General features: G+C 46.6%; 1 rRNA gene. It reads right to left on the minus strand.

Going from position 1 to position 223, the window contains the following annotated elements:
• A 5S ribosomal RNA gene (gene rrf, locus ACXAH6_RS20500) occupies positions 1–103 on the minus strand; the annotation flags it as partial.
• Positions 104–223: the final 120 nt, after the last annotated feature.

The raw sequence follows: 223 nt of genomic DNA on the forward strand, positions 1-223 counted from the left end.
CTACTCTCACATGGGGAGACCCCACACTACCATCGCCGCTAACGTGTTTCACTTCTGAGTTCGGAATGGATTCAGGTGGTGCCACGTCGCTATTGTCGCCAAGCATAAACCTTCGTGCAAATTCGAGTGCTCTACTCGACATTTGCGCAATGAGGACCAACAGTACTCTCAGGAGTCAGTCAAGTCATCATTGTTTAAGTCTTATCTTAACAATTCTGGAAAT

The sequence above is a fragment of the Alteromonas sp. ABE4_545 genome, from assembly GCF_056161325.1.